Source organism: Enterobacter cloacae complex sp. 402C9 (assembly GCF_050030745.1).
Taxonomy (GTDB): Bacteria; Pseudomonadota; Gammaproteobacteria; order Enterobacterales; family Enterobacteriaceae; genus Enterobacter; species Enterobacter intestinihominis.
Genome location: NZ_JBLGUW010000001.1, coordinates 2,333,231 through 2,359,394 on the forward strand (window position 1 = coordinate 2,333,231; position 26,164 = coordinate 2,359,394).

General features: G+C 55.1%; 21 protein-coding genes and 1 pseudogene. 11 read left to right on the plus strand and 11 right to left on the minus strand.

Translation table 11 applies throughout. From position 1 onward, the window contains the following. Positions 1-9: 9 nt before the first annotated feature. Genes ACQG1K_RS11165 through ACQG1K_RS11180 form a run of 4 tightly spaced genes read right to left on the minus strand, consistent with a single transcriptional unit; the run spans position 10 to position 4,464 of the window. The gene (locus tag ACQG1K_RS11165; protein ID WP_251843180.1) at positions 10-588 is read right to left on the minus strand and encodes a fimbrial protein; all 579 of its coding nucleotides are present in this window, start codon (positions 586-588) and stop codon (positions 10-12) included. After that, positions 588-3,170, minus strand: coding sequence for a fimbria/pilus outer membrane usher protein (locus tag ACQG1K_RS11170; RefSeq protein ID WP_367074529.1), 2,583 nt, complete (start codon positions 3,168-3,170; stop codon positions 588-590). The genes ACQG1K_RS11165 and ACQG1K_RS11170 overlap by 1 nt, the downstream gene beginning before the upstream one ends. Before the next feature lie 38 nt (positions 3,171-3,208). After that, a complete protein-coding gene (locus tag ACQG1K_RS11175) occupies positions 3,209-3,892 on the minus strand; it encodes a fimbria/pilus periplasmic chaperone (RefSeq protein ID WP_022648148.1) in 684 nt (227 codons plus the stop codon). A 44-nt stretch (positions 3,893-3,936) separates the two neighbouring features. Then, positions 3,937-4,464: a fimbrial protein gene (locus ACQG1K_RS11180; protein WP_022648149.1), complete on the minus strand. Its 528-nt coding sequence runs from the start codon at positions 4,462-4,464 to the stop codon at positions 3,937-3,939. Positions 4,465-4,831: 367 nt separating this feature from the next. Between ACQG1K_RS11180 and ACQG1K_RS11185 the strand changes: the two genes are divergently transcribed. From ACQG1K_RS11185 to ACQG1K_RS11200, 4 genes are read left to right on the plus strand one after another with little or no spacing between them, the layout of a single operon-like run. Beyond that, positions 4,832-5,443, plus strand: a complete 612-nt coding sequence (locus ACQG1K_RS11185; RefSeq protein WP_022648150.1) for a fimbrial protein — start codon at positions 4,832-4,834, stop codon at positions 5,441-5,443. Between the two features lie 59 nt (positions 5,444-5,502). Then, on the plus strand, positions 5,503-6,171 hold the full coding sequence (locus ACQG1K_RS11190) for a fimbrial biogenesis chaperone (RefSeq protein WP_023300135.1): 669 nt from the start codon (positions 5,503-5,505) through the stop codon (positions 6,169-6,171). 44 nt (positions 6,172-6,215) lie between these two features. Next, on the plus strand, positions 6,216-8,720 hold the full coding sequence (locus ACQG1K_RS11195) for a fimbria/pilus outer membrane usher protein (RefSeq protein ID WP_367074526.1): 2,505 nt from the start codon (positions 6,216-6,218) through the stop codon (positions 8,718-8,720). 15 nt (positions 8,721-8,735) lie between these two features. Further along, positions 8,736-9,809: a fimbrial protein gene (locus ACQG1K_RS11200; RefSeq protein WP_154051276.1), complete on the plus strand. Its 1,074-nt coding sequence runs from the start codon at positions 8,736-8,738 to the stop codon at positions 9,807-9,809. Positions 9,810-9,812: 3 nt separating this feature from the next. Here ACQG1K_RS11200 and ACQG1K_RS11205 read toward each other — a convergent pair. From ACQG1K_RS11205 to ACQG1K_RS11215, 3 genes and pseudogenes are all read right to left on the minus strand, one after another. Next, positions 9,813-10,798, minus strand: a pseudogene (locus tag ACQG1K_RS11205) (DUF2891 domain-containing protein). A gap of 9 nt (positions 10,799-10,807) precedes the next feature. Next, positions 10,808-11,794, minus strand: a complete 987-nt coding sequence (locus tag ACQG1K_RS11210; protein WP_063137760.1) for a DUF979 domain-containing protein — start codon at positions 11,792-11,794, stop codon at positions 10,808-10,810. Further along, on the minus strand, positions 11,791-12,513 hold the full coding sequence (locus ACQG1K_RS11215) for a DUF969 domain-containing protein (RefSeq protein WP_367074524.1): 723 nt from the start codon (positions 12,511-12,513) through the stop codon (positions 11,791-11,793). Before ACQG1K_RS11215 ends, ACQG1K_RS11210 begins: the two co-directional genes overlap by 4 nt. A gap of 224 nt (positions 12,514-12,737) precedes the next feature. Between ACQG1K_RS11215 and ACQG1K_RS11220 the strand changes: the two genes are divergently transcribed. Then, the gene (locus ACQG1K_RS11220; protein WP_022648157.1) at positions 12,738-13,286 is read left to right on the plus strand and encodes a winged helix DNA-binding protein; all 549 of its coding nucleotides are present in this window, start codon (positions 12,738-12,740) and stop codon (positions 13,284-13,286) included. On the opposite strand, the gene glgX is transcribed toward ACQG1K_RS11220, so the two are convergent. From glgX to treZ, 3 genes are read right to left on the minus strand one after another with little or no spacing between them, the layout of a single operon-like run. Then, on the minus strand, positions 13,283-15,358 hold the full coding sequence (glgX, locus tag ACQG1K_RS11225) for a glycogen debranching protein GlgX (protein WP_022648158.1): 2,076 nt from the start codon (positions 15,356-15,358) through the stop codon (positions 13,283-13,285). The genes ACQG1K_RS11220 and glgX overlap by 4 nt on opposite strands. Before the next feature lie 15 nt (positions 15,359-15,373). Then, entirely contained in the window at positions 15,374-17,842 is a 2,469-nt protein-coding gene (gene treY / locus ACQG1K_RS11230; protein WP_367074521.1) for a malto-oligosyltrehalose synthase, read from the minus strand. Beyond that, the gene (treZ, locus tag ACQG1K_RS11235) at positions 17,839-19,626 is read right to left on the minus strand and encodes a malto-oligosyltrehalose trehalohydrolase (RefSeq protein WP_367074519.1); all 1,788 of its coding nucleotides are present in this window, start codon (positions 19,624-19,626) and stop codon (positions 17,839-17,841) included. Before treZ ends, treY begins: the two co-directional genes overlap by 4 nt. A gap of 131 nt (positions 19,627-19,757) precedes the next feature. Here treZ and ACQG1K_RS11240 point away from each other — a divergent pair, with 131 nt between their 5' ends. The 4 genes from ACQG1K_RS11240 (at position 19,758) to ACQG1K_RS11255 (ending at position 23,276) form a co-directional block, all read left to right on the plus strand. Beyond that, positions 19,758-20,285: a GNAT family N-acetyltransferase gene (locus ACQG1K_RS11240; RefSeq protein WP_022648161.1), complete on the plus strand. Its 528-nt coding sequence runs from the start codon at positions 19,758-19,760 to the stop codon at positions 20,283-20,285. A gap of 111 nt (positions 20,286-20,396) precedes the next feature. Further along, entirely contained in the window at positions 20,397-21,281 is an 885-nt protein-coding gene (locus tag ACQG1K_RS11245; RefSeq protein ID WP_022648162.1) for an SDR family oxidoreductase, read from the plus strand. 107 nt (positions 21,282-21,388) lie between these two features. Further along, entirely contained in the window at positions 21,389-22,366 is a 978-nt protein-coding gene (locus tag ACQG1K_RS11250; RefSeq protein WP_046621492.1) for an MBL fold metallo-hydrolase, read from the plus strand. Position 22,367: 1 nt separating this feature from the next. Further along, a complete protein-coding gene (locus ACQG1K_RS11255; protein ID WP_199159507.1) occupies positions 22,368-23,276 on the plus strand; it encodes a LysR family transcriptional regulator in 909 nt (302 codons plus the stop codon). On the opposite strand, the gene ACQG1K_RS11260 is transcribed toward ACQG1K_RS11255, so the two are convergent. Continuing rightward, complete coding sequence (locus ACQG1K_RS11260) at positions 23,267-24,151, minus strand: LysR substrate-binding domain-containing protein (protein WP_058677850.1); 885 nt, start codon at positions 24,149-24,151, stop codon at positions 23,267-23,269. The genes ACQG1K_RS11255 and ACQG1K_RS11260 overlap by 10 nt on opposite strands. Positions 24,152-24,262: 111 nt before the next feature. Here ACQG1K_RS11260 and ACQG1K_RS11265 point away from each other — a divergent pair, with 111 nt between their 5' ends. Together ACQG1K_RS11265 and ACQG1K_RS11270 are read left to right on the plus strand one after the other, a co-directional pair. After that, a complete protein-coding gene (locus tag ACQG1K_RS11265; protein ID WP_108367576.1) occupies positions 24,263-25,744 on the plus strand; it encodes a UbiD family decarboxylase in 1,482 nt (493 codons plus the stop codon). Positions 25,745-25,873: 129 nt separating this feature from the next. Next, complete coding sequence (locus tag ACQG1K_RS11270; RefSeq protein ID WP_367074516.1) at positions 25,874-26,161, plus strand: VF530 family protein; 288 nt, start codon at positions 25,874-25,876, stop codon at positions 26,159-26,161. Positions 26,162-26,164 lie beyond the last annotated feature (3 nt).

Below are 26,164 nucleotides of genomic sequence, written 5' to 3' on the forward strand. Positions count from 1 at the left end.
CACTTAAGCTCAGTTATAAACAACATTCAATGTAATCGCACTGCTGAATGCACCCGGTGTTGGGGTCCCATGTGGGGTATACATTCGGGCAGTAAAAGTCATCGCGCCGGTTTGGTTTTCGAGCGCAACCGGGTAGCTCACGCCGTTGGCCAGCGCGACACCGCTGATGGGATGTTCGTGGTCACGGATAAACAACTGAAGGCCGACATCGGTCGCGCCGCCTGCATCTGCCGCCACCTGATTGGCGTAAATGACAGAAGCATAAGCCGGATCTTCAGCGTAAGGTGCGCCTGTAAAGGTAACCGTTGCCTGGCTTAACCCTGCGGTGCAGCTGTCAAACGCGATGGTCACTGGCACATTTCCTGTGTTCCCCCCCGCTACGGCAAAGTCTTTCCAGTAATATTTCCCGAGGTCGACTGCCTCCGGTTTGGTGACGTTACATGAGCCATCAATAATGTTTCCGGTGACATGGAACTCAATATCATTGCGATCGGTGTACGCCATTGCCGGCGACATGTTCAGCATTAATACCATTCCCGGGCCGATGAGCGATTTAAGGCCGGAACGGAGAATAATGAAGCGTGACATTAATTTGCTCCCGATACGGGATGGCAAACCCCGTTGATGAATAAAATATCGGCCTCTGTTTTAGCGCCGGCAAGTGTGTAATCAACGGCGCACTGCTTGTTCGCCGTCTCCCCCCACTTAACAATTAACCGCCCTTTCCCGGCGAGCCCGACGAGATACACTTCCCCGCCGTCGCCAACAATACTGCTGCGCGTGTCATCCGACTCGCCGCTGGTTTGTGTTACTACTGCGCCAAACGGCACCGGTTTACCGTTGTAGGTCAGCGTCATCATCGCCTTTTGTCCAATCCAGGTGTTGTACTTCACGCGTACTACCGCCCCTTTGGTCGGCACCACGGTTTTGGCGATGTTATCAATGGCCGCAGAAGTATCGCTGGCATCCACTGTGTTGAGTGAGATCGAATTGCTGTGATACGGACGAACGTACGGCACAATGGCGTTACCGAAATAATCGGTATGAACGTTCGTCTGCCCGTTGATCGGCATACCGGAAACACCCGGTGTTTCAACCAGCGCTACGCTATCGTTCAGCTGACGCGCCAGGGTGATACCGTCGCGATGCAGCACCATGCCCCCGCGCAGGCTGTAATTCACTCGTCGGCTGTAATCGTCGTAGCTATAGCCTGCGGACATATCGGCATAAGTACTTTGATAACCCACAGTGACATTGCCGTTAGTAGCTTCAGAATCGGCGTTATAGCCTTCTGAAACCTGCCAGTTCAGCTGGTTTTCCTGCATCGCGGTACCGGAAATTCCGATGTTGTGCGTGGTATCGCCGTTTTTACTACTGTTCATCGAATAGTTAGCCGAAACAGACCGGGCCGCTTCACTGTGGCTGAAGGCGCTGAACGGTACGCTCAGGTTAAGCGAGAAGACGTTATCGTCGTCGTAGTTATCGGAATCGTTATTGTAACCGCCATTGACGTTTTTAGAGTGGGCATAGTTCAGCGAGTACGACACCGGTCCAAGCGTGCTGCTGAAGCCCAGGTTCATAGAGTCCGCATGTTCACTGTTCCAGTAAGAGGCGTCGTACATGCTCAGTGACAGGGTGCCGAAAGGCAACGTCTGTGAGATTGTCACATCAAAACGGTTTCGCTCCCGGCCATTATCAATAGTGCTATTGCCCGGATCCCAGTCATTGAGGAAGTCCTGAAACGAAAGATAACCCCGGGTTGAAAATTTATAACCGGCGACGGCAATATCGGTGTTGGTCTGCTGAAGCGTCTTACTGTAGCGCACGCGATACGACTGGCCGCTATGGTGTTCCTGTTGTCGCATGTTGTCCGGCTGCGGGATATCCGCCCACGACTGGGAAATATCAAATGAGAGCGCTCCGGCGCTGCCCATATTAAAACCAGTTCCGGCAATCAGGTTGGAATAATTGTCTTCCGCCTGAATATAGCCGCCGTAAAGCGTGATCCCTTTTCCGACGCCCCAGGCCGCTGATCCCTGAATAAAGTTAAAATCCTCTGCACGTGAACCCGACCCGTCCTGACGGGTTTTGCCCGCCACCAGGCCATACTGCACCTGACCTTCACGTTGCAATACCGGCAGCGTGGCGTAAGGCACAATAAAGCTACTTTGCGTACCGTCGGACTCTTTGATCACCACCTGTAGATCGCCGGAGCTGCCGGTCGGATACATATCGCTGAATTCAAACGGCCCCGGCGGCACGGTAGCCTTATAAATGCTGTGACCGTTCTGGTATACCGTCACTTCGGCATTGCTGCGGGCTATACCGCGTATTACAGGGGCGAAGCCTTGCATGCTGTCCGGCTTCATATCGTTATCCGAGTACATCTGCACCCCGGTGAAACCGACGCTATCAAAAATGCCGCCGCGCGTGGTTCCTTGTCCCAGTACCAGCTGGCTTTTAAGAGATTTAATATCCCGTGAGGCGTAGGTATACACGGAATCCCAGTCATTTTCGGATTCGGAATGGGTATAGGTGGAATAGTTGCGAAAGCGCCAGGCGCCTACGTTCAGCCCCGGTTGCAGGCTAAGAAACTGATTACTGCTGTCGGTGCCGTTGCGTTGATGCAGATCCTGTTGACCTGAGACGCTGTAATTAAGTAAACCCGCCGTGATCCCTTCATCCCAGCGCTCCGGTGAAACATAACCCCTTGCGGTGTTAAATAAAGCAACCTGCGGCAGGATCAGGTCGAAACGCTGCTGCGCCAGATCGATTTTTTCGTCCGCGCCTGGGATGGCATACAGATCCACACATTCGCTGGCTTTTTCCTGTTCGCCAAAATAGTTATCGACACGAACGTTCCAGGCTTTCAGCAGAGTGACGTTTAAGCATGCCCCTGTGCGGTCTGCCGTAGGGGCACTTTTCAACCGTCGAAAAGAGAGGGTTTTACTGTCTACCAGATTGCCGTTGATAAAAATGTCGACGTTATAGTCCCCGGGCGGCACCTCATCTTTGGCAAACAGACTGAGATCCATTGCTGGCACTTCTGCGCTGTCTGTTTCCAAAAGATGAGGGTTGAAATGTTCCTGCGCACGTGCGCTGAAAGAACTAAAGACAACACTGAGCCCGAGCCCTAAAGAAAGGACGTAGGTTTGTTTCACTTTTTCCATTGTAACCCTGTATCCGTGCGGGAGACTTACGGTGTCGATTAATATGAGGTGACTTTGTCCGGGCCTTTCACGCCATAATCATTAATAAGCGACCAGGTTACTTTGCCGTGAGGTGACATAACACCTTCAGAAATACTCAACGTGGAGAATGGCGCGACAAAATACTGTCCGCTTAACGCCTGGTGATTAATTTCAATTCGTGAGAAGTTCATATAAAAAGGTGTCGGGTTATTGACCTGTAAACCCTTCGCGGTCAGGTTCCACTTAAGCTTTTCCGCACTGGATTCTGGCGTCTGCCCCTGTAATGCTGCCGGACGGTAGATCAGCTTAATCTTTGAGTTGATGGCAATTTGCATCGTATTTTTACCTTCACTACCGTCGGTAGCGGGGATCCCTTTCACGTTCAGCCATAGCAGCGATTCACGATCTTCCGGAACAGGTAAACCTGAACGCACAATACGAATTGACGCTTTTTTCCCGGCTTCCAGACGGAATAGCGGTGGCGTAATAATCATATTTTCTTTTTTTAACGGGCTGCCTTTAGCCGGGCTAATCCACGACTGTACCAGGTTGGTAACCTTGTCAGAGTTTTCAACGGACAAAGAGGCGGCCTGGCGGGAGCCATCAAAAATAACCCGCGTACTCCCGGTAACAATACTGGCGGACGCGTTCAGGCTGGCGGCGCTGGCCACGCAAAAAATAACAGCGGCGATGGGTTTCATAATGCACTCACAAACTAAAAAGGAGGGTTTCCCCTCCTGCGGAATCAGTTATAACGGACGTTATAGGTAATAACAGCGTTAACATCGCCGGCAACGGCCTGCCCGGTGGCAATCATCTGCGCGGTATAGGTTTGACTCGCTGTGCCATCGGTGAAAGTAATAGGATCGTTATCTGCATTATTTTTGACGATGGTACCATTTGAGCCGCCCTGCTTGAGCTGAACGGCCACGTTGGTTGCCGCACCCAGCGTAGCAGTGTTTGCAAAATAGGATGGATCGGCTGCAACAGCATCAACAGGGCCTGAGAAGACAATATTTGCAGTCGTGCTGGTTGGGCAGTTATTCAGGTCGAACACAAACTGTTTTGGCGCGCCAAGGTCGCCTTTTGTAGCGAGGTCGGTTGCCGCCGTTGAGCCCAGATCAACGGTCGCATTTGCCGTGCCGCCATCAACGGCAATATCACAACCCTGATCGAGCACCGTTCCATTAAATGTGATAGTGTTAGAAGCCGTCGCCGCGCTCGCGCCACAGAAAGTCAGAATAAGCGTCGCACCAATTTTAGTCAGTTTCATTCGTTGATATCCCAATAGAAATAATAAATATCTTCATTTTTATTCCTGCCAGGACGAGACAATAACAAAGTAGCTCCACTGAGCTCACAATGAATAATGCACCGTTTGTGACAAGGCAAATATAAACCCTCAGGCAGGAATTAGATTCGCAACATCAATAAACGACATCAGCAAACCCGAAGTAAGGTTACAAGAAAGTTACGGAGTTTCGTAAAATAAAGTAATTTAATTTTAGACAACCTTTTGTTATGGCCTGGATTGGCATTTTGTTAGCATTCGCGCTGTTTTTTCTGAGCAATAACGCCACCGGCAGTATTGCTAGCAGCATATCCAGACTGACATATTTGAGCGAATGAGAACAATAGGCATGATCAACAAAAAAAACATGATCGCATTAACCCTTTGTGGCCTGATGATGGCAAGTGGCAGTGCGCTGGCGGGCCTTCCTTCTGGTGACAGCGACAATAATATTAATACCAACCCAGAGAACGATGCGGGGACTCAGGGCACGGGCGGCGTAGTCCATTTTACCGGTAAGATTACCGATGCATCCTGTAATATCACCACCGACTCAGCAGGGCAAACCGTTGAATTAGGCACCTGGGCTGCAAGCTACTTTGCCACCCAAAAAGAGACCACGCGCACGCCTTTCCAGATTTCAGTTGAAGGTTGCCCGGATTCCGTTAAAACCGTTGCCGTGTTGTTTGATGGTAACAAAGATGCGAATGATAATACCCTGCTGGGTTTAAATTCCTCCGTGGACAGCGATGGCAATACGGCGACTGGCGTTGCCGTTAAACTCTATGAAAGCGACCGTAACACGCAGATTAAAATTGGTGATATTTCTCAGAGTATCGACCTTGCCGAAGGGGAAGATTCAAAAACACTCAATTTCTACGCCAATTATAATGCCACCACCGATGTCGTCAGCACCGGAGAAGCCGACGCAGATGCCAATTTCCTGATGGTTTATAACTGATCGACTGATGATAAGCAGAGCTTTCTCTGCTTATCTTTTTCCTCTACGGGGATCTGAAAATGAAGAAACTCACCGCGGCCCTGTTCTTTTATTCGCTCGGCATGAGTCTGTCAGCACACGCGGGGGTTGTGATGGGCGGTACGCGTGTTGTTTACCTTGAGGGGCAAAGAGAAGTGGCATTTTCCATTACCAATATGGAAAAAGAAACCCCTTATCTTATTCAGTCGTGGATTGAAAATATTGACAGTAAGAATAAAACCGCTCCGCCCTTTATCGTGACGCCTACGTTATTTCGTTTAGATGCGGAACAGAAAAACTCGCTGCGCATCAATTATCTTGGAACGCCATTACCCACTGACCGGGAATCTGTTTTTTGGCTTAACATCAAAAATATTGCCCCGAGCAAAAAAGCAAACAGCAACAAATTGCAGATTAACGTGAAGTCAAAATTCAAGTTATTTTTCCGTCCCGCAGGGTTGAAAGGCAATGCCGAACTTGCCTACAAAAAATTAAAATTTACCTGTCGTAATAATACGCTTAGCGCACACAACCCCTCGCCCTGGTTTGTATCGTTTTACAAGGTCAGCGTTGGGAACACCGACGTTGAAATGCCGGGAATGATTGACCCCTTCTCCGATCGTCAATGGCACATTCCCTGCTCGGGGACCATTCGCTGGCAGGCGATCAACGATTACGGCGGGCTGACGAGAGTCGCCACGCAATCCTGACGCTGTGACAACACGCCTTTGGCGAATGTAGCCAACGACCGCACATGCATTCTCTCGTCCCACGCAATTTACCCCGCATTTATACGCTCGCGATGCTTGCGGGTGCGGTCACGTCTGGCATTCATGTGCGCCGGGCACAGGCCGATGAGTACTTCGATCCTCAGGCGCTGGAGATCACAGCAGATCAGCAGCAGGCTAGCGACTTAAGCTATTTTTCCCGACAAGGCGGTCAGCAGCCGGGACATTATCGTGTCGCGGTTGTTGTTAACCAGACGCAGCGGGATGAGCGCGAAATTGCATTTGTCGATACCGGGGGAACGCTCTCACCAGTCCTCAACCTGGCGTACCTCAAGAGACTTGGGGTAAACATCGCGGCCTTCTCTTCGTTCGATGCGATGCATGACGAGGAGACATTTACGGACATCGGCAAATATATTCCCGATGCGTCGACGCATTTTGACTTCACCCATCATCAACTGGTTTTCAGCATTCCGCAGGCAGCCATGTTGCAAAAAAGTGCCGATTATATTCCTCCCGAACAGTGGGACGACGGCATCCCCGCTGCTTTTGTCGATTACAATCTTACGGGCTCGACAACCAACATCGACAATATTCATGACAACAGCAGCTATCTGAGCCTGCGATCCGGTATCAACCTGGGGGCGTGGCGTTTACGCAATTACGCCACGTTTGAATATGGTAATACCCATCACTGGCAGTCTCAGGGAACATCCCTCCAGCGGGCCATTACGCCGCTGAAGAGCGCGTTAACAATAGGGAATGCCTACACGTCTGGCGAGGTTTTTGAGAGTTTTCAGTTTACGGGGCTTCAGCTTGCCTCGGATGAGAATATGCTGCCGGACAGCCAGCGCGGTTTCGCGCCCACGATCCGCGGGGTCGCTCACAGCAATGCCCGCGTCAGCGTTCGCCAGCACGGTTACACCATCTATGAAACCTATGTTGCGCCTGGCGCATTTGTCATTAGCGATCTCTTCCCCACTTCGCAAAGCGGCGATCTTGAGATCACGGTCCATGAAAGTGACGGCAGCGAACGCACGTTCACCCAACCCTACTCCTCGGTGGCCTTCATGCTACGGGAGAAACGACTGAAATTCAGCGCCAGCGCCGGACGGTATAACAGCCCTGACGCCGAGGGCGACACCCCGCCGTTTGTTCAGGCCTCCGCCTTTTACGGATTGTCTTCAAGCCTGACGCTGTACGGCGGAGCGGAGCTTTCCGGCCACTATCAGGCTCTCGCGCTGGGATTAGGTAAAGATTTTGGCAGGTTTGGGGCACTGGGTGTGGACACCGTTGCGGCGAAAGCACACCTCAGTGATGACAGGCTGGCCCTCGGGCAGCAAATACGCGCTCAGTACCAAAAAAATCTCGCTGAGACGAACACGTCGTTCACCCTTTCGACCAGCCATTATACGACGCATGACTTTTACAGTTTCAGTGAAGCAAATGATGACAGCGATCCAGACCAGCACGTGCATAACCGGCGTAACCGCACACAGTTCAGTTTGACGCAGGATCTCGGTGCGCTGGGCAATATCAGCGCATCCTTTTACCGTCAGGATTACTGGAACGCCTCGGCGGTCGATCAAACCGTCCATCTTGGCTATTACGCTAACTACAAAGGGGTGTCGTTGAGTGTTGGGTATTATCTCACCCGCTCAAGCGCTGATGATAGCGACAACGAACGGGCGATAAACCTTAGCATCAGCGTCCCACTCAGCCGCTGGTTACCCGGCGCAACAACCAGCTACAGCCTCAACAATAACCTTGATGGCCATACTACCCGGCAGGTTTCGCTGTATGGTACGGCGCTGGCCCACGATCGCCTGAACTATAACCTCCAGCAGGGCTTCGACAACCAGGCCAATACCGCGAACAGCAACCTTGCGCTGGCTTATCACGGCGGTTATGGCAGCGCCAGTCTCGGGTACAGCCACGATCGCTATAGCAACCGCGTGAACTACGGCGCGGCAGGCGGCATTGTGGCAACACAGTATGGGGTGACGTTGAGCCAAAGCCTTGGGGATACCCTGGCGCTGATCCGCGCTGACGAGGCGTCGGACGTTCAGGTTGAAGGGGCGACCAATGTTCACACCGACTCCCGAGGTTATGCCGTGATGCCAACCTTATCGGCGTATCACAAAAACACCATTTCGCTGGATACCGAAACGCTGGCAGAAAATGTCGATCTGGACCAGAACAGCAGAACGATTGTGCCGACCAGCGGCGCGGTCGTCCTGGCGAATTACCATACCCACGTGGGCATCAGAACGCTCATCACCCTTACGGCACACGGGCGCCCGCTTCCATTCGGCGCCAGCGCGTATGTCTCGAACGGGACGTCTGCGAAATCAAGCGTCGGCATCGTTGGCGAAGCAGGACAGGTCTATCTCAGCGGCGTGCCGCTACGCGGGACCTTGCATGCCAGCTGGCGGCAGAAAGGCCAGGATATGCGCTGTAGCGCCCCATTACGCCTTCCGGATACCGCTGGCCGCACTCCGGTCACGCTTCTGAAGCTTCAGTGCCAATAACTTACTGAGATATCTGTGAACAATATCAACCGTTTAATCAATCTCCTGATGCTCGCTTTTTTGCTGATTCACGCTACGGCAAGGGCGTCTCAGACCTGCCCGCCGACCATGGGCGATGCGGTCATTAACTTTCAAAACTACTCGATCACTGATAACCCCTCGATCCCTCCGGGGTCGATGCTTTCAGGCGCTATCCTGGGCCAGGAAAACCGCTCGTTTTATAACTGTCCTGAGGGAACCGGCCCGGTAACGATGCGCTTTGTGGCCAATAACGCCTTAACCGTAGCGCCCGTCAGCGGCGTGGCGCCGAACGGTACGGGCGCCCCGGCCTCCGTTTATGACGTGCCAGATATTCCCGGCGTCGGGTTTGCGGTGGGCGTTCGCGAAACCACGCACTGTGCAGCTGAACCCGTGCATTACATCGCCTCGGGGGATGACAACGTTGCGATTTGCAGCACAAACGATCCCTCGCAAATGGCGACCCAGTTCTTCGTCGTGTTTTATAAAACCGCGCAGGAGATTGTCTATGAACAGCCGAACAGCGGGCAAATTCGCGCAGGAACGCTGATTCTGGAAGATGCTAACGGCGCGGTGATATCTGAAGCTGGCGTGACGGTGGAAGTCGCTGCCGCCGACCTGAAAGTGCATAAATCGAGCTGTTATATCTCGGATAACAACATCACCGTCAATATGGGACAAAGTAGCGTAAGCGATCTCAACAAAGGAATGGATGGGGATAAACACCGCTTCATCATCCCTCTGGTCTGTGACGCATCCCAAACGGCAGCGGTGAAGATAGGGTTCTTTGGTCCGACTGAAAAAGACGCGCAGAATCACGATGTGCTGGCGCTAAGTCAACAGGAGAGCGCCGCTACCGGCGTGGGGATCCGCATTCTGTACGGCGATAACTACGGTGCCGCCAGAGGGACAACCGTTCCTCTCAACAGCACCGGTGTCGAACCTTTTGCCAACGCTGCCCGGCAGACCGCGTTTTCCCTGGATTACGACGCACAATATGTGCGCACCGAAACCCAGGCCACCGCGGGGCTGGCAGACAGCCTGGCGACATTTAGTCTGATATACAACTAAGCGCTACTCCAGTGCCAGCAGCGCAAAACTCGCCAGCCAGTGCCCGCCGCTGTAGTGACTGCCGACAACATGCTCCACGCTTGCCGAGAGATGGCGCGCAACGGCATCGCGTAATGGCTTCCGGGCGTGATGATTTTCCGGCAGGGCGCGGTCATACACCAGGCACGGCTGAGGTTGAGACCGTCCAGATGCGCGATTTTCGGGTCGGTGCGATCACTCACCTCAGCCGGGTTCATGAGCGCAGAAATGGCGCCCACTTCAGGCAGAAACGCATCGAACCAGGCCGGGAAATCCTCCACCACCTTACTCATCAGCAGGGCCTCGGTCAGCGCTCCGGAGATATACTCGTCGCCACCCGGCTCATAATGCGCAGGATAATGCGTGTCCGCGAGGTAAAACCGCGTTGCCGCGTCCAGGATGGCGCGCTCAAGCGTGTCATCGTTCACCGCCCGGGCATAATCCAGCCCCAGCGCGAGCGCAAACGCCGTGTTGTAGTGCGTCCCGACGCGGATCGGATAGGTAAGCTTGCTGAGGTAATCCACCAGCCGCTGGCGAATATCCCGCGTTAACGGTTGCAGCGTCTGGTACCAGCGCTCCGCCTGCGGCAGTGACGATTGTTTCAGCTCCTGGGCCAGCGCCAGCAGCCAGCCGTAGCCATAAGGTCGCTCAAACGACGCGCGGAACGGCGCGGTAAAATAGGCCAGCTCCTTCGCCACCTTCTCGTCGGTCAGGTGTTCTTCGAAGAGAGTGATGATCTCTTCCCGACACGGCAGTTCGGGCCAGAGACGCAGGCAGCGCAGCAGCAGCCAGTAGCCGTGCACCGCAGAGTGCCAGTCAAAACAGCCGTAAAAGATCGGGTGCAGCTCGCGAGGCGGCAGAACGTCGCCGTCATCGTTGAGCAGATGCATAATGTGGTTCGGATATTCCTGACGTAAATAGGTCAACGGCATTCTGGCGAAGGCGTCAGCCTGATGTTGCGTTAATTCCATTGCAGCTCCTTAGCGAAACACGAGGAAATACATTAAGAACACGTTCACCACCAGCAAGGTTAACGCGGTCGGGATCTGGATCTTGATAACCTGATATTTGTCTTTTAGCTCCAGCAGCGCGGCGGGCACGATGTTGAAGTTGGCGGCCATCGGGGTCATCAGCGTGCCGCAATAGCCTGCGTACATGCCGATAGCCAGCAATGGTGCCGGGTTACCGTGATGGACGTTAATCAGGAATGGCAGAGCGATACCGGCGCTTAACACCGGGAAGGCAGCGAAGGCGTTGCCCATAATCATGGTAAACAGCGCCATCCCCACGCAATAAATGACCACCAGCATGAAGCGGCTGTCCGGGTTCACAAACAGGCTGACCACCTTTTGTACCGATTCGCCGGTATTCGCCACCACAAACACCCCGCCGAGCATCGCGAGCATCTGCGGCAGGATCACCGCCCAACCAATGGTATCGACCAGCCGACGCGACTGACGAACCGCATGCAGCGGCGTACCTTTTGTCAGCCACCAGCCGGTGAGGATAGCCGCCACACAGGCCACGCACAGCGCCGCCAGCGTAAGCTGCTTCTGGTCGAGCAGATAGACACCGCCAATCGACACGCCTTTCAGAAACAGCGTCCCGATGACCGTCACCACCGGGATCATCAGCGCGGGCAAGAATAGCCAGTTTTTCAGCCGGTGTGATGAGGCAACCCGCTCCTCCTCGGTGGACATTTTATAATGCCCCTTCCCGACCAGCCCGAAACCGGCCAGTAGCGCAATCACGATAACGGCGCCGCCAATAATGCGATACGCCAGCGACTTACCCAGCTCCTGCACCATCAGATCGCCAAACAGGAAGATCCCGCCAAACAGAAACCAGAACAGCGCGGTGGTATAGCGTTTCGGGTTAGCGCGATCGCGAAGGGTCATCACAACCAGCAGCATCACGACAAAGCCGATCAGGTAGTACACGCGGTTAATGGTGATAAGGGTCATCATGGTGCGATCTCCTGCGTACCCTGCTCTGCTCTCCAGGCCATCACGTCGCGACGAATGCTGGCGTCGAGGCGCAGCAGACGCGTCATATGGATGATCAGTGCCGCAATAGCGGTCGGAATGGCCCACAGGCCGATATGCAGCGGTTCGATCCCCTCGATCCCGTTCTCTTTCAGGAACGCATCAATCAGCAGTACCGCGCCAAAGGCGATAAAGATATCTTCCCCAAAGAAAACCGCGATATTGTCACACGCGGCGGCATGGGCTTTGATTTTGTCGCGGATAGTCTGCGGCAGTTCGCCGTATTCATTCAGGGCCGCCCCTTCGGCCATCGGCGCCAGCAGAGGACGCACCGTTTGTGCGTGGCCGCCAAGCGACATCAGGCCCAGCGCAGCCGTCCCTTCGCGGGCAACAAAGTAGAGCATCAGGATACGCGCCGAGGTGGCGCTGGCGATCTTCGCGACCCAGGCCTGGGCGCGCTCTTTCAGCCCGTAATACTCCAGCAGGCCAATCACCGGCAGGATCAGAATGAAAGTGGCGAGCGATCGGCTATTCACGAACTTTTCGCCAAAGGTTTCCAGCAGCATACCGAAATCCATGCCAACCAGCAGGCCCGTTGCCAGCCCCGCCACCACGACAACCAGCAGCGGGTTGAAATGCAGTGCAAAACCAATAACCACCACCGGAATCCCGATAAGTGGCAACAGTGTAGAACTGTCCATAAACGTTACCCTATCCAAAGTGAGCGTTGCGCGCCGACGGCTATTTTTTATACTTCGCAGCAGAGCGAAGCCGGTGCATTACGGCGCGCGATGTTGTGTGTTGCGTGAGGCTCCACAGAACCTGCACTAAAAAGCTATATCTGAACGTCAAAAACATGTAAACAATTTATCAATAAAATGTTCTTATTTTATCGACGGGTTTACATTCTGGAGAAAGGATCGGTATGACGACAAAGAAAACGAAAACAGCGTTAAACCACGACGATATTGCGGACGGGCGTATCGTCTCCTCCCGCCATCTCGTCTCAGAGCGGTGTGCTGAATTATCAGAGCTGGAATATGCGCTGATCATGACCAGCAATGCGTTTAACAAATGGATGGTACGCTGCATGACCGCAGCAGGGGAACCGGATATGGGCGCTTTCGACGTCTCGCTTCTGCACCACGTAAACCACCGCAACCGCAAGAAAAAGCTGGCCGACATCTGCTTTGTGCTGAACGTGGAAGATACCCACGTGGTGACGTATGCGCTGAAAAAGCTGGTAAAGGCGGGTTACGTCACCAGTGAAAAAGCGGGGAAAGAGCTCTTTTTCTCGACGACGGAGGAAGGCAAAGCGCTGTGCATGAAGTACCGGGAGGTACGGGAAGCCTGCCTGATCAACATTCATGCGGAAAGCGGCATTCCGGGCGCGTCGATTGGTGAGACCGCGCAGTTACTCCGCGCGATCTCCTCCCTGTATGATACCGCCGCACGCGCGGCGGCCTCGCTTTAAGGACGGCGGAAAAGCGTTATGCTCCGCCCGGCCAGTTCATAATCGACGGATTCCGTGATGATTTCCCCTGTAGGGGCATCATCCGCCGTCGAAAGCTCCAGCACCCAGCCCCCTTCGCCAAACTGCGGGATCTGGAATGGCACCGTGCCTTCAAACGGGTTAAACAGCATCAGCACGTCGTGCCAGATGCCCTCTTCCTGCTCAAGATCCGGACGGCTGATGGCAAGACCAAGGGTGGAACCCTCGTCCCACTGTTCCGACTGCTGCGGTCCGCCACCGGCGTTAAACCAGCGAATCTCAAGCCCGTCGCGCCAGTTTTCACGGCGCAGCAGCGGCTGCTCAGCGCGCAGAGCAATCAACCGACGGGTAAAGTCGCGCAGCTTCTCGTCGTTTTCAGAGAGTCCTTCCCAGTTTATCCAGGAGATCTCGCTGTCCTGGCAATAGCCGTTATTATTGCCCTTTTGCGTCCGGCCAAACTCATCACCTGCCAGCAGCATCGGCGTGCCGTGGGAGAAGAAGAGCGTGGTGAGGAAGTTGCGCTTTTGCCGCTCGCGGGTGGCGATGATATCGGGGTTCTCCGTCGGCCCTTCTTCACCGTAGTTATACGACCGGTTATCGTTATGTCCGTCGTTATTATCTTCCCCGTTATCGGCGTTATGCTTCTCGTTGTAGGATACCAGGTCGTTCAGCGTAAAGCCGTCATGCGCGGTGATAAAATTGACGCTGGCCCACGGACGACGTCCGCGCAGATCGTACAAATCACCGGAGCCTAACAGACGGGCGGCAAAATCGTTAGAAACGTTATCTCCCTTCCAGTATTCACGTACCGTGTCGCGGTATTTGTCGTTCCACTCGCCCCAGCCTGGCGGGAAGCCCCCCACCTGATATCCCCCTGGGCCGATATCCCACGGTTCACCGATAAGCTTCAGCTTCGACAGCACCGGATCCTGGGTCACGGCATCAAAGAAGCCGCCGCGCGGGTCAAATCCCTCCGGCTCGCGTCCGAGAATGGTTCCGAGGTCAAAGCGGAAACCGTCAATCTGCATCGATTCCGCCCAGTAACGCAGGGAGTCCATGACCATCTGCAACACGCGCGGGTGCGAGGTGTTAACGGTGTTCCCGGTGCCGGTGTCGTTGATGTAATACCGGTGCTGATCCGGCATGGTGCGGTAATAGCAGAAGTTATCAATCCCCTTAAACGACAGGGTTGGTCCCAGCTCGTTGCCCTCCGCCGTGTGGTTATAGACCACGTCGAGGATCACCTCGATGCCCGCGTCATGATAAGCACGCACCATGTCGCGGAAACCCTGGATCCCCGCCGGGCCGTAATAGCGGGACGCTGGCGCAAAGAAACCGAGCGAGTTATAGCCCCAGAAGTTTTTCAGGCCGCGATCGAGCAGGTGCTGATCGTCCGGGAACCAGTGAACCGGTAGCAGCTCGACCGAGGTAATGCCGAGGCTTTTGATGTACTCCACCGAGGCTTTATGCCCCATCCCCTCAAACGTACCGCGCAGTTCAGGCGGAATAGCCGGGTTAAGCTGGGTAAAGCCTTTTACGTGGCTTTCATAGACCACGGTATGCGGCCACGGGATATCGGGCCGGCGTGAGTCCTGCCAGTCAACGGCATTGGGGTCGATGACCTTACATTTGGGCGTAAACGGCGCGCTGTCTCGCGTGTCAAAACTGAGATCCAGCTCGTCGTGTCCCAGCTCATAGCCGAAGTGGGCATCGTTCCACTCAATTTCACCTACCAGTTCACGGGCATAGGGGTCAATAAGCAGCTTATTGGGGTTGAAGCGGTGACCGTTCTCCGGATCGTAGGGGCCGTAAACGCGGTAGCCATACAGCGCCCCCGGTTTCAGGTCCGGCACATAGCCGTGCCAGACCTCATGGGTATATTCCGGCAGTTCCAGACGGGCGATTTCTGTTTTTCCCGAAGGATCAAACAGACACAACTCCACCCGCTCAGCGTGGGCGGAAAACAGGGCGAAGTTCACCCCTTTCCCGTCATAATTTGCGCCCAACTGCTGGCCATGACCGGCCCGAATTTCAAACGTTGTATCCTTTGGCATTTTTGTTCTCCTCGATTATTCGCAGGTAAGCAGAACCAACAAACATCCCTTTTCAGACGTTAAATCCAGCGTCTCTGGCAGAAGGCGACGCTCACCGGTAAACAGATCCCGGTAGTGCTTCCCGGCCAGCGCCTGGGGTATGGCCACGGTAGTATTGGCCCATAGCATCGCATTATCGGTGACGTCAAACACCAGGCGCGGCACGGCGACGATCAGCGCCTCGTCATCTTTAATGCGGGCATAAACGATCAGATTCTCCTCCCGCTCGCCGGTTACCTTCAGCGGCAGCCAGTCGCCGTAGCGGAAAAGCGCGGGGTAATGTGGCCGAAGCCGTAACAGCGTGGCGGTGACGTACTGCTTCACGCTGCCGTCTCGCCAGCGTTGCGCATCGTTAAAAACGGTGCCATCCGCTACGCTGAGGTTTTCCGCCAGTGCGGCGAAATCCGGTTCGCGGCGGTTATCCGGGTCGACGAGGCTGAAGTTAAGCCCCTCGCTGCCCTGGTAGATGTCCGGTACGCCAGGCGCAGTCAGTTTGATCACCGTCTGGCTCAGGCTGTTCATTAACCCAGCCCGAATAAACGGCTGGAGTGCGGCACTGAAATCACGCAGGAACAGGGTGTTATCCGGGGAAAGCAGATGGCGCACGTAGTCCAGGACCACGCTCTCGTAACCTTCGTTGCTGTCGATCCAGTCGGTACGCTGCTTGGCCTCGCGCAGGGCTTTCTCGATAAAGCCGAGGAAACGCTCTTCCAGTGACTTAAGGCCATCACGATCCTCAGGCGACAGGGTTGCTGGCCAGACGCCCGCCAGCGCCTGGAAGATCATCCAGGTGTCGGCGGCGTTCGGCGCGGTGCCATCGTTGAGGAATCGGACTTGTGTCTGGTTCATCTGCCGCCAGCGCGCCAGATTTTCTCCCCACAGATCTGGCGCTTCCGTCAGCGTATACAGACGAGCTCGTGCATCCTCGCCGCGTTTGGTGTCGTGGGTGGAGGTTCCCAGCAGCGCATCGGGCTGGCGGGCAAGTCGAATGCGCATCTCCTGATGAAAACGGGAAAGTGAAAACGCGCGCGGCGTCGGGTCGGCGCCGACTTCGTTCAGGGCCAGCTCCAGGTTATGGCGGAAGAACAGCGTATCCTCTACCGATTTCGCCATCAGCGGCCCGGTCAGCTGCTGAAAACGGGTGCGGAAAAGCGAGGCCAGTGCGTGGTCATGCGCCGGCAGATCGCCGGTAAGAATACGCACAATCAGACTCAGAGCGGGTTCAGAGGTGTTGACGCTGGCGACCACGCGGCTGAGCAGCGCCACATCCGGTGACGTCAGCCCCTCAGCGGTGCCGTAGGTGCGATACACCGGAAACGCGATAAGCAGCTCGCGCAGGGCATGGCGGATATCCTCATGCTCCACTTCGGCACCGTTATGCCCGGCCAGCTCGCTGGCTATTTTGAGCAGCGTGGTAAATTCACCTTCAAAATTACGATCGGTCATCAGCCCTTTGGCGTTGCGAAGTTCCGCCTGCCTGTCAACGGTCGTACCCAGCGTCTCGTCGTAGAGCGTCTCCAGCCGCGAGAGGTTGGTATCATCCACCAGCACTTCCGCCAGGGAGGCGATAAACTCATAGCCCGTAGTACCTGAGATGGGCCACTCCGGAGGAAGCTGTTCCCCTTTGGCGAGGATTTTTTCCACCGTGATGTAGCAATCCGGTCCGGTCGCCGCACGCAGTCGCTGCAAATAGCCCAGCGGATCGGCAAGCCCGTCCACATGGTCAATGCGCAGGCCGTCGACAACCCCGGCGTGGACAAGCTCAAGGATCAGGCGGTGCGTGTCTGCGAATACCGCATCATCCTCTACCCGCACGCCGACCAACCCGGTGATTTCAAAAAAGCGCCGCCATGAAAGCTGTTTCGGCGCTTCCCGCCAGGACATCAGCCGCCAGCTTTGCGCCTCGTGGATCTCAGCGATGCTCTTGCCTTCGGCATACGTGCCGGGATTAAGCGGATAGGCGGTATCATAGTAAACCAACGCCGCGTTGTCGGTGACACTGTCACGTTTTAGGGTGATAGCCCCCCGCTCCAGCTCGGCTTCAAAGGTGTCGCCAAGAAACGGCAACGTCAGGGGTCGGGACCAGTCGATATCAAAATATGCCGCATAGCGGCTCTGCCGACCGTGCTCGATAACATCGCGCCACCAGCGGTTTTCCAGCGAGGTCGACATATGGTTAGGAACGATATCCAGAATCAGCCCCATCCCCGCCTGTTTCAGCGCTGCCGCCATGCGGTCAAACCCTTCCCGCCCGCCAATCGCCGGGTCGATTTCGTTGGGGTCGGTCACGTCATAGCCGTGGGTGGAATCCGTGGTTGCGGTGAAAACAGGCGACGCGTAAAGATGGCTAATTCCGAGGTCTTTCATATACGGAATCAGGTCCACCACGCGATCGAAGGTCATGCCGTTGCGAAACTGAATTCGGTAAGTAGAGGAAGGGATCATAGCGCTGCTTCTCCATCAGCAAAGCGAACAACAATGCTGTTCGGCGGCAGGTTTTCGACTGCCTCCGGCCAGCTAAAGATCGTTTTTCCGGGCAGGTCCGCTAAGGCGAGGGGCTTTTTGCCGATATTCAGCGCCAGCGACAGCGTACCGGACGGAAAACGCCAGCTCACGGCAACCATGCCGAGCGCCGTTTGCAGGACGTTACCCTCCACGGCGCCCCGCTGTTTCAGTAACGGGACGATAAAGCGTTGACGCAGCGCAATCAGTTCGCGCGTAACGTGCAGCCACGCCCTGCCTTCCTCCGTGTCTGCCTTGTTCCAGTCAAGTTTCGACCGCATAAAGGTATTTACGTCATTGGGATCCGGTACGGTTTCATCGTGCCCGGCATGGCCGGTAAACTCTTTCGCGCGCCCCTCCCGCACGGCTTTCGCCAGGTCGCCGTGGAAGTCGGTGAAAAAGAGGAACGGATGCGTTTCGCCATACTCCTCACCCATAAACAGCAGCGGGATATGTGGCGACAGGAGCAGCGCCACGAATAGCACGCGCGTTTTCTCCGCCCCAGCCAGAGAGATAAGCCTCTCCCCCTGGGCACGGTTGCCGACCTGGTCGTGATTCTGAATAAAATCGACAAAAAACTGCGGTGGTTGCTCGCGACACTCTACCCCGCGCGATTTCTCGGTCTGAAGCGAGATTTCCCCCTGGTAGACAAAGCCCTCTGCCAGCGCCCGCGCCAGCTTTTTCTCCGGCTCAAAGGCAAAATCCTGATAATAGGCGTGTGATTCCCCGGTCGCGAAGACATGCGCGGCGTTGTGAAAATCATCATTCCATTCGGCGGTGAAAAGCGGCGTCTGACCATGCTCATCGCGCGGATGCAGGAAAATCACGTTGCGACTGTCTTCGGTTGTCAGATGGATATGCCGATCCGGAAAGGCGTCGCGGATCCGTTGCGCTATCTCGGGAAGAATATGGGTCTCAGCGTTGTCATGGATCTGGTCGATGGCGTCGAAGCGCAGACCGTCAAGATGATACTCCGAGAGCCAGAATAACGGCGCCTCAGCGATGTATTGCCGGACGGCTTCAACCTCATAGGCTATACCGTTGCCCCACGGGGTCATACGATCCTGATGGAAAAACGCCGGTGAGAGCAACGGCAGGTAGTTCCCTTCCGGGCCAAAGTGGTTGAGTACAATATCCAGCACCACGGAAAGCCCGAGCGCGTGGGCAGCATCGATGAAGGCATGAAAATCATCCGGTGTGCCATAAGCTGAGTGCGGGGCATACAGCAGTACGCCATCATACCCCCATCCGCGCGCGCCCCCGAACTGGGACACGGGCATCACTTCCAGTTGTGTAATACCCAGTTCGGCCAGATAAGGCAATTTATCGATGGCCGCCCTGAAGGTTCCTTCCCCGGTGAAGGTGCCGATATGCATCTCGTAGATCACCGTCTCTTCCCATGGCCGCCCTTGCCATTCCCGCTGTGCGGGCAGGTTGTGACGCGGGTCGATTACCACCGACGGGCCGTTGACGTCAGCCTGTTGCGCGCGCGAGGCCGGATCCGGCACCGCCATTCCATCCTGTAAAACAAACTGATACGGCGTACCGTGTCTGACGCCGGGCACGTCAACCTGAAACCAGCCGTCGCCCACCGCCGCCATCGGAATGTCGGTGTCGGTTAAACGCAACGTGAGATCTTTCTGCCCTTCTGCCCAGACGCGAAAACGTACAACGTCATCGGAAATAAACTCAGCACCCCAGTGCCTGCGACATGTTCTGAATTCCATTCATTGTCCTCGAATGACCACATTTTACGCGGAACGAAATACAAGCTTAGACCAGGATGAACAGAGTGTTATGCCAGCAGGGTATGCCGCTTCGTCTATTATCTATTTATAACTCCCACTTAAGGAATACTATGCATATTCGAAAAGGATTAAGCACCGACCTCGCCCGTCTTGAATGTTGTGATTTTTCTTTTACGGTCGATGAGATTGCCAGAGAGCCTTTTCTCAATGGTGATTTGCATATCGAGGCGCTAACCGATCCTTATCATAAAACCTATGAACTGGATCTCCAGACGCTGGAAAATCATTGCGTTAATCCCGATTCAATATTTCTTATCGCCGAAACGGATGACGGTGAAATCGCCGGTTTTATAACCGCGTCCTGCAACTGGAATAAATTTATTTCGGTGGATTACATTGCCGTGGAGCGTTCGAAACGCCGAACGGGCGCGGCGCACAAGCTGATGTCTGCCACCCACGTCTGGGCGCGAAGCCTCAACGCGCCCGGTTTACGGCTGGAGACGCAGAACGTTAATGTTTCTGCCTGCCTTTTCTATCGTCACTATGGGTTTATTCTGGGCGGTTACGATCGTTACCTTTACAACGCCCTGCCGGAAAAAGATGAGGTCGCCCTTTTCTGGTATTACATGCTGGCTTGAGAAAATATTTTATATCCGCCACTGGAATATAGATTTGTCTGAATTTGTCAATTTTGCCCGCTTACGTTTAATTAACGACTAATCTTGGAATTCACTATTAAGGAGGCCGGTATGTCTACAGGAAATAATCACACGCTGCATTACCCTCGTCCACCGTTTGCAGAACAACCGCAAAGGGCTCCCGGGCTGGCATCGGAAATGAAGCCAATACCGGATCATGGTGAAACAAGTTATATCGGGTCAGGAAAACTGGCAGGAAAAAAAGCGCTGATTACCGGCGGTGATTCCGGCATAGGTCGCGCGGTAGCCATCGCCTATGCCCGTGAAGGTGCAGATGTCGCTATTGGCTATCTGCCGGAAGAGGAGTCCGATGCGGCATCGGTCATTGCGCTGATTCAGGCCGAAGGCCGTAAAGCGGTCGCCATTCCCGGCGACATTCGCGTGGAGTCCTTCTGCGACACGCTGGTGGAAAAAGCCGTTGCCGAACTGGGCGGCCTGGATATTCTGGTGAATAACGCCGGACGCCAGCAGTACTGTGAATCTATCGACGATCTCACCACGGCAGATTTTGACGCGACGTTTAAAACCAACGTCTATGCCCCCTTCTGGATCACCAAAGCTGCGCTGCGCCATTTGCAGGAAGGTGCCGTGATCATCAACACCACTTCCGTTCAGGCGTTTAAACCGAGCGCGATCCTGGTGGACTATGCGCAGACCAAAGCCTGTAACGTGGCCTTTACCAAGTCTCTGGCCCAGCAGCTTGGGCCGCGTGGCATTCGGGTGAATGCCGTCGCGCCAGGTCCATACTGGACGCCTCTTCAGTCCAGCGGCGGTCAGCCTCAGTCTAAAGTTCAGAAGTTCGGGGAAGATACGCCCCTGGGGAGACCGGGTCAGCCGGTTGAAATCGCACCGCTGTATGTGCTGTTTGCCTCCGATTCCTGCTCATACGCTTCCGGGCAAGTGTGGTGCTCTGACGGCGGTACCGGCGTGCTGTAAAGCATCCTCTCAGACCTATCCATTTCATGGATAGGTCACATTCACTCCCCTGCTGTTCTCAAAAATCGCAGTTGAACTATGATGAACTTACTATTAAGGAGCCCATCATGTTTACTGTGAAAAAACTTGCGATATCAACCCTGTTGACCGGTTCAGTTTTATTCTTTCCAGCGATCCACGCGGTGGCCAGCGTTCCGCAGCATGTGGTGAAACAGCAGGCTGGCGGCTACAGCGTTCAGGTTGGCGACACGATTATCACCGCCTTTACGGACGGCAGCGTGCCGCAGGATCTGCACGCCTTACTGCGCCGGACGACGGCGGAAAATACCGATGCGTTACTGGCCAAAAACTTCCAGGCCAATCCGGTGGAAGCATCGATTAACGCGTTTTATATCGCCTTGCCCGGTCACAAAATCCTGGTGGATACCGGTTCCGGTCAGCTCTTTGGCCCCGGCAAAGGCGGGCGGCTGATTGAAAGCCTGGCGACCCAGGGCATCAAACCCGAAGATATTACCGATGTTCTAATCACCCATGCGCACTCCGATCACGCCGGTGGTCTGGTCAAAGACGGTCAGCGCGTGTTTACCCACGCGCAGGTCTATGTCGGCAAACCGGATATCGATTTCTTCTTTAACGACGAGAACCAGAAGAAGTCTGGCTATGACCAGAACTACTTCGATGTCGCGCACAAGACATTAAAGCCTTATCTGGATGCCGGAAAAGTGAAGACTTTCTCAGGCACCGAACAGCTTCTGCCGGGCATCAGCGGTACGGTTCACCCGGGCCACACCCCAGGTTCCGCGTTTTACACGCTGGAGAGCAAAGGTGAAAAAATTACCTTTGTCGGCGACATCATCCACGTCGCCGCAGTTCAGTTCCCGCAGCCCAACGTGACGATTGCTTACGATGAGGATCAGGACGGCGCCGCCCGGGTGCGCAACGCAGCTTTCGCTGAGTTTGTGAAAAACAAAGATCTGATTGCGGCTCCGCATCTGCCTTTCCCCGGGATCGGCTATGTGACGAAAGGTGAGCGGGAAGGCTACGCGTGGGTCCCGGTGACCTATACCAACCGTGACGCAAAATAAGATGTCCCCCTCCGATATGGATATGGACCTGATCCTGACGCTGGATGCGTTACTCAGGGACCAGAATATCACCCATGCGGCCGCGCGGCTGGGCATCAGCCAGCCAGCAATGTCTGCCCGCCTGGCACGCCTGCGCGTGTTGTTTGGTGAGCCGCTGTTTGTCCCTTCCCCACATGGACGTGGGGTGTTACCGACGCCGCGCGCCGAAGCGTTAAGGCCGCAGGTCGCGACGGTTTTGCAGGGTATATCGGCGATGCTTGAACCCACCACGTTCAACGCGCAGAACAGCAACCGCACTTTTGTTATTGCCCTGCACGAAAACCCGGCGCTAATGCTGGGGGCTGAGTTGCAGAATCAGATTAGCAGTGCGGCACCAGGTATCCGCCTGCGTTTTGCGCTCCCGGAAACCCAGCTGCTGTCAGCGCAGATGGAAAATGGCGATGTGGATATTTATATCGGCGTTAACGCGGGGGCGCACGATGCATGGGTCAGACGCAAACTGTTTGACGATGAATATGCCACAGCCCAGCGGAAAGGCCATCCGCGCGGTACGGGGCCGGTGGATCTGGAAAGCTATTGTAGTCTTTCACACCTGGTGGTTTCATCCGAGGGCGACCCGTTCGCGGGCTTTGTCGATCAGCATCTGGCGGGGCTTGGCCACCAGCGTAACGTGGTGATGTCGACGCAAAGCTATGCGATGGCGCCTGCGATTGTTGCCGGTACCGATTTACTCTGCACCCTACCCAGGCGCATGTTGCTACGCTTTACGCAAACGCTTGATATTTTTCCGCCGCCGCTGGATCTCCCGCCGATCGTCATTGGTATGTACTGGCATCCGAAAAACAGTCAGGATCCGGCTAACCGCTGGCTACGTGAACAGCTTCTTCAGGCCGCCGGACGTCAGGTATGATCGAGGATACTCATCAATTTTTTCAGGACCTCAGAGCGAATAATCCGGTGGCAAACCAGCGTCAGCTCGCTCTCCCGGAGTCGGTCAAGAATATCCACAAAGACGACGTTTTGTACGCATATCGCCTTCGCTGAAGCTGGCAGCATGGCGATACCAAACCCTGCCGAGACGAGGCTTATCACCGTGGGGACATCGGTGGCATTTTGCACAACGTCAGGCTGTACGCCCGCGCTGTGGCAGGCATCATAGAAATATTGCTCCAGCCCCATCCCCTCCGGGTCGCGCAGGGCGATCCACTTCTCCTCTTTCACCGACGCAAGCGTCAGCGCGGCGGAGCCCGCCAGACTGTGTTGACGAGGTAAGGCCAGCACGGCTTTTTCCGTTGTGAAAGGACGGCTTTGAAGATCGTCAGGCAGCAGCGGTAACGGGGCACGAATAATGGCCACATCGAGCTGGTTGCTTTGCACGCCGGTATAAAGGGTTTGCACGTTTCCCGTCATCATGGAAAGGCTGATGGCTGGCCATTTCTCATGTAAAAGCCGCAGCGCGTCGGGCAGCTTACTGTCGAATATCGCGCTTGAAACGCATCCGAGATTCAGCACGCCCTGTTCCCCTCTGGCCGTCTGTCTGGCATCCAGAATGGCCTGATCGGTCATAAAAATCGCCACTCTGGCTTTACTGAGAAACGCCTCACCGGCTGGCGTCAGCGTCAGGCGACGATTCGCCCGGCTAAAGAGCACTACCCCCAGACGATCTTCAAGCGTTTTGATTTGCTGGCTTAGTGCCGGTTGCGCCATGTTAAGGCGCTCCGCCGCACGATGCATGTGAAGCTCTTCCGCCACCACGATAAAATTGCGCATCAGTCGAAACTGCATACTGTGCCTTCATTATTGATAATAAAATTCATATTAAAATAGCATGAATGATGCAATTGATAGCCTTCTTCGTCCGGTTAAGAATGGATGCAATCATCCGAGGGGGAAAATATGGAAAACCACATCAACGATCTCAGAAGTGCTATCGAACTGCTCAAACGCCATGAAGGTCAATACCTTGAAACCAACCATCCGGTCGATCCTGACGCGGAGCTGGCGGGTGTGTACCGGCATATTGGTGCTGGCGGCACGGTAAAACGTCCGACGCGCATCGGCCCGGCCATGATGTTTAACGCTATTAAGGGTTATCCCGACTCCCGTATTCTGGTCGGTATGCACGCCAGCCGCGAGCGGGCGGCGCTCCTGTTGGGCTGCGAGCCCTCTGAACTGGCAAAACATGTCGGCCAGGCGGTGAAAAACCCGATTGCTCCCGTTGTCGTCCCGGCGGCCCAGGCGCCGTGTCAGGAGCAGGTGTTTTATGCCGACGATCCGGACTTCGATCTGCGTAAATTGCTTCCGGCACCGACCAACACGCCGATAGATGCCGGTCCGTTCTTCTGTCTGGGGCTGGTGCTGGCAAGCGATCCGGAAGACGCCTCGCTGACCGATGTCACTATTCACCGTCTTTGCGTTCAGGAGCGCGATGAGCTTTCCATGTTCCTTGCCGCGGGCCGCCATATTGAAGTGTTCCGTAAGAAAGCCGAAGAGGCGGGCAAACCCTTGCCGGTCACGATCAATATGGGTCTCGATCCCGCTATCTATATTGGCGCCTGTTTCGAAGCCCCTACCACGCCCTTCGGCTACAACGAGCTGGGTGTCGCCGGTGCGTTACGTCAGGCTCCCGTCGAGCTGGTGCAGGGTGTGGCCGTAAATGAAAAAGCGATTGCGCGTGCGGAAATTATTATCGAAGGCGAACTGCTGCCGGGCGTGCGCGTAGAAGAAGATCAGCATACCCACACCGGGCACGCGATGCCGGAATTTCCCGGCTACTGCGGGGAGGCTAACCCCTCCTTGCCGGTAATTAAAGTGAAGGCCGTCACGATGCGTCATCAGGCGATCCTGCAAACCCTGGTAGGACCGGGCGAAGAGCACACCACGCTGGCCGGTTTGCCAACGGAGGCCAGCATCCGGAATGCGGTGGAAGAAGCCATCCCCGGTTTCCTGCAAAACGTCTATGCGCATACCGCTGGCGGGGGCAAATTCCTTGGGGTATTGCAGGTTAAAAAACGCCAGCCTTCTGACGAAGGGCGTCAGGGTCAGGCGGCCCTCATCGCGTTAGCCACCTATTCCGAGCTTAAAAATATTATTCTCGTCGACGAAGACGTGGATATTTTCGACAGCGACGACATTTTGTGGGCGATGACGACCCGTATGCAGGGCGATGTCAGTATCACCCATCTGCCGGGGATCCGCGGTCACCAGCTCGATCCGTCTCAGGCGCCGGACTACAGTCCCTCAATTCGTGGCAACGGGATCACCTGCAAAACGATTTTCGACTGTACGGTGCCCTGGGCGCTGAAGTCCCGCTTTGAGCGTGCACCCTTTATGGAGGTAGACCCGACGCCGTGGGCACCTGAATTGTTTAAAAAATAGTATTAACCGGCAATCCTCTTCACCCTTTACGGGTGAAGAACCTCACGCTGAAATTGCCGCGTCCCCTGCTTTCTTGTAACCTTTGAGCGTTTATCACATCCCCATAAAAAATGAGACTACCGGACGCCTATGACAGCACATATTTCCAACGATCCTTTGCATGGCGTAACGCTTGAAATGCAGGTTAACGCGCTGGTTGCGCGATATGGCTGGAATGAACTGGGCAACCGAATCAAAATCAACTGTTTTCGCAAGGACCCGAGTGTTAAATCGAGTCTGAAGTTCCTGCGCCGGACCCCATGGGCGCGGGCGGAAGTTGAAGCCCTCTACCTCGACTCCCTTCACGATGACGGTACCGAGGAACAGGACGAACCGGCGTTTAATCCCTGGACGGATGGCCGGACACCCAGGAGCTAACAC